The 3,763-nt window shown below is 67.9% G+C and carries 2 protein-coding genes; one reads left to right on the top strand and one right to left on the bottom strand.

The features are described from left to right. The first annotated feature begins 455 nt into the window (after nt 1-455). Nucleotides 456-1,715, top strand: coding sequence for a hypothetical protein (locus I53_RS17520; protein WP_043352951.1), 1,260 nt, complete (start codon nt 456-458; stop codon nt 1,713-1,715). Nucleotides 1,716-1,732: 17 nt separating this feature from the next. Here the strand turns inward: I53_RS17520 and I53_RS17525 are convergent, their stop codons facing one another. Further along, nucleotides 1,733-3,433, bottom strand: a complete 1,701-nt coding sequence (locus I53_RS17525; RefSeq protein WP_148291190.1) for a hypothetical protein — start codon at nt 3,431-3,433, stop codon at nt 1,733-1,735. Nucleotides 3,434-3,763: the final 330 nt, after the last annotated feature.

Raw genomic sequence — 3,763 nt, forward strand, 5'->3', positions numbered from 1 at the left:
GGTCCCGCCGAAGAACCGATGCCTTTTTGCTGCGCACGCGCTGCCCGTGCGGCGAGGAACGCCTGCCCCTGTCGAGGCGCTGGCTGGCGGAGGATTTCCGCGACCATCTCGACCCCGATCCGCGCGACGGACCGGCGCCGCTCCCGAGGTGACGGATCGGCGCCCAATGCATGTCGGCCGCCCGACAGCGTCGGCATATCCGCGGAGGTGATCGGTACGCCGCAGCTTCGCCGGCGGCGCCTGAGGCGAATCTGGCGACTTGTCGGTCCGGCGTCAGGATGATCCTCATCAAAATGGGCAACGATCGCCCCTCGGTCGGTCAGCGGCGGTGCAGGGCACGGCCAGCGCCAGCGACGTGCTCGATTCGCGGCAACCAACCTTGCGCCGAGTGGGAGCGAGCTGGTTGACTGGCGCTCAGCCGGGGTTGCCTCGGCGCTCCGACGGAAGGCCCTTGCATGTGCGAAGATCCGGAACGGGACTGGGGGCGATACGCCGATTGGTCGACGGCCAACCAGATCAAGCGCGTCTACCTGGACCTGAGCGAATCGACCTATGACGCGAAGAAGCTAGGGTGGGGGTGCCTGCCGAAGGTTCTGACCGAGGAAGAGGCGGCGTTTCTCAGGGAGAGCTGCAAGCGGCTGTCGGACCCGGGCCACGGATTGCGTCCGGGGGAGGAAGGCGTCGGTCGGGTCGCGGAGGCGCGGCGCCTCGTACGCGACAGGGACGGACCACTTCTCGACTGGGAAACCTGGTTCAGGGCGATGGGACTGGCGCACGACGTCGACGGCGCCGAAGACGCGCCGGACGAAGGTAGGGAATTCGTCCTCGCACAGCATCTGACGATGCAGCCGGTCCCGTGGCAGGACCCGGCTCAGTCCATCGTGTATGCCGCCGCGCAGGCCGCCGTGCACGCCACGATGGGATTGGCGCAGGGTCAGGTCGAGCCGGACGTGAGCGCCGCGCTGATCGCCAACTTCGCGAGCTACATCAGGAACAGCTTCGTCAAGGCAATGAAATGGCAGTCGACGCCATTGCCGAGGGGCTCCTTTCTCGACGTGTTGACGGCGACCATGTCAGACAATGGTGATCGCCTAGGATCGGATTTCGCCGTCGTTACCGGCTTTCTCTTGCACGGCAGGCCGAAGTACAGGATCGCCCTGTTCCAGGCGAAATGGGAGGACTCGGGTAGGAGAAACCAGGCCGACGTCTGGCGTAATGAGGGCCAGCAGCTTGCGGAGCTGCATGCCACGGGCATGGGCCACTACGTGTTCTACCCTCGCCATTACGACGACCCATCGCAGCGGAGGCCGGTCTTCTTCCCTACGGTCAGGTCGGCGGAGGACGTGCGGCACGACACGGTCGGCTCGAGCAACACTACGACGCGACACGTCAACACCTGCGTCGGCGGCTCCAAAATGGAGGCGGCGTGGGACTTTGGCAGCTTCCTGGGCATGACCCTCGCCTCGTCGATCGACGGGGGACCTGGCATCATGGTCGACACGCCCGACGAGGTTGCACAGATCCTGTCGGCGGGCCGCAAGAAGCCGCTGACCCACCATGTCCTCGCGTATGACCGGACCGTCGGCCGTAGCCTGAACTTCTCGGCGCTCGCCGAGAGATGCAGATGGTGGGGGTATGACGAGACGGTGCACGTCGCGGTGCCCACGGAAACGGACGAGCCGTCAGAGGACGACCGCCCCTCCATGGGGATGTAGTGACCCGGCCGAGTCCATCAGGGAGCGCCTGGGCTCCGTCTGGCCCCGTGGGACGGCTGCAGGAGCAACTGCTTCAGGACGTAGCCCGCCCTGGCGGCCGCTGCCCGGTCCGGACCGACGCGAATCTGTTCCAGGAGGCCGTGGGCGGCATGCAGCCGGTGGAGGCCGAAGATCATCGGCTCGAGGTCCCTGTAGGCGGCCAGGCTCGACCAAGACAGGACAAACTCGATCGCGGCATGGCTCGCCGTCTTCGAGTCGGCGATAAGCTCGACGGTCTGGGAGCGCCAGTGGTCCTTCACCTCGTTCGTCAGGACGCCCCACACATGGCGCTCGTCCTGCGGGTTCAGCGGCAGGTCACGCCACCTGTCCATCAGCCGGATCGCGACCGGGCCGCCATCGAGGCGCCCCACCGCGGACGCGTAGTCCCGCTCGCGATGCGCGTCGGCGAGGGCTCGCCGCGACGTGGACAGGAACCGGGCGTGACGCAGCAGCGTCATAGCGCCGAAGAGCGCCACGCCGCGCTCCCTCGGCCAAAGGTCGGTCACGGCGGACATGACGGCGGCGAGGAACCGGTCCGGCTCCTGCGGCAGGACATGGACCATTTGCAGGAGGCGGCGAAGGTCGACGGGCCGCCATTCCGCAAAGCAAGTCAGGCATTCCAGCCAGTCGGCGAGCGAGGGCCCGCGGGAGAAGCCGTTCGTCGTCTCCGCGCGCCAATCGATCTGCTCCAGGATCGGGGACAGCACGTCCCCGCCCAGCAGCGCGGGCTGGAACGCCTGGAGGTACTCCATGGGGGCAGGTGCGTCGGTTCCCGCCTCGAACAATGCCAATGTGCCGCCGAGAACGCCCGGGATCGCGACGCGCCCGAGACGACGGACGGCCCGGTCGAACCCTTCCCGGGATCCAGCGACCCGGGATCGCAACGCGAACAGCGCCAGCCCGTCGACCGCCAGCGCAGTCAGCACTGCGTCGATCGGCACGGGGGCCGCGAAGCTCGTGCGGAGGACGTGCTCGTCGGCGGTCAGGTCCAGCGCCGGCGCGAGTGAGAGGGCCCGGGCCGGCTCGGACAACGCCTGGACGAGCCGGTCGCCTGCCCGAGCGCGTGCCTTCGCCTTGATGTAGGCCAGCGCGGGATCGCCATCCGACAAGGCCTCGTCGGCATGCCTCATCCACGCGCTCAGCGCGCGTAGGTCGAGGTCGTCCCGCGCGGGTTCCGAGTCCATCGCATGCAGGCGCAACAGCGCATGGGGACCCGGCTCGGACGAGCGAACATCGTCGAACATGAAGTTCGCCGTCAAGCTCGCGAGGATCCGGTCGCACGCAAGGCTGCGGGACAGGAGGAATGCGTCGATCTCCGCTCCGCTAGCACAGGCGTACAAACCCTCGGCGCGGAGCGCCCTCAACAGCGCGTCCAGGTCCTCAGGAGAACGCGCTTCCTCGGTCCCCGCCATCGGTCCACCCCGTGAATGAAGTCCATCGATCACCAGATCGCCGCCCCCAAGCCGACAGCAGGAAGCCCGGGAACGGTGCGAGCGCGAATCGACTCTGCCCCTGATGATCGACGGCCACGTCACGCCTTTCAATGGCTTCCTACTCAGATGCCCGCAGGGGACGGATCGCGCCGTACCCTGGCCAGTGGGGTGGGGTGCGCCGTTTGCCGGCGGTCGAGCGCGGCGGTGCCCATCGACACCGCCGCGCATGATCTCGTCGTCGAACAAGACCGTGACGCACGCGTCCAGGCCGCGCCTGGCGAGTTGCGCCTATCCATTCAGCTTCGCGATCGGGTCGATCCCGCACGCCGAGCCATCCGCTCGGTGCTTCTATGCCGCCGATCTCCGATTCCTTAAGCATCGGCCGGCATTGTCGTGGCAGCAGGCCGAGCCCCCCGGCCATCCCTGGGAGCCGCGATGGACGCCGGGCTACATCATCAGAGCGAACAGCCCCTGCCGGGCCCGGCGAGGGCGCCCGATGCGGGACCGTCCGGGGAGGACTGTGTGGAGACCGGGTTTCACAAGGATAGGTCCCTCGTCACGCTGGCCGACCGCGGC

The sequence above is a fragment of the Methylobacterium sp. B1 genome (assembly GCF_000333255.1).
Lineage (GTDB): Bacteria > Pseudomonadota > Alphaproteobacteria > Rhizobiales > Beijerinckiaceae > Methylobacterium > Methylobacterium fujisawaense.

Excerpts from the sequence above, each read along its gene's own strand:
- I53_RS17520 (WP_043352951.1), top strand. The coding sequence starts at position 456 with ATGTGCGAAGATCCGGAACGGGACTGGGGGCGATACGCCGATTGGTCG.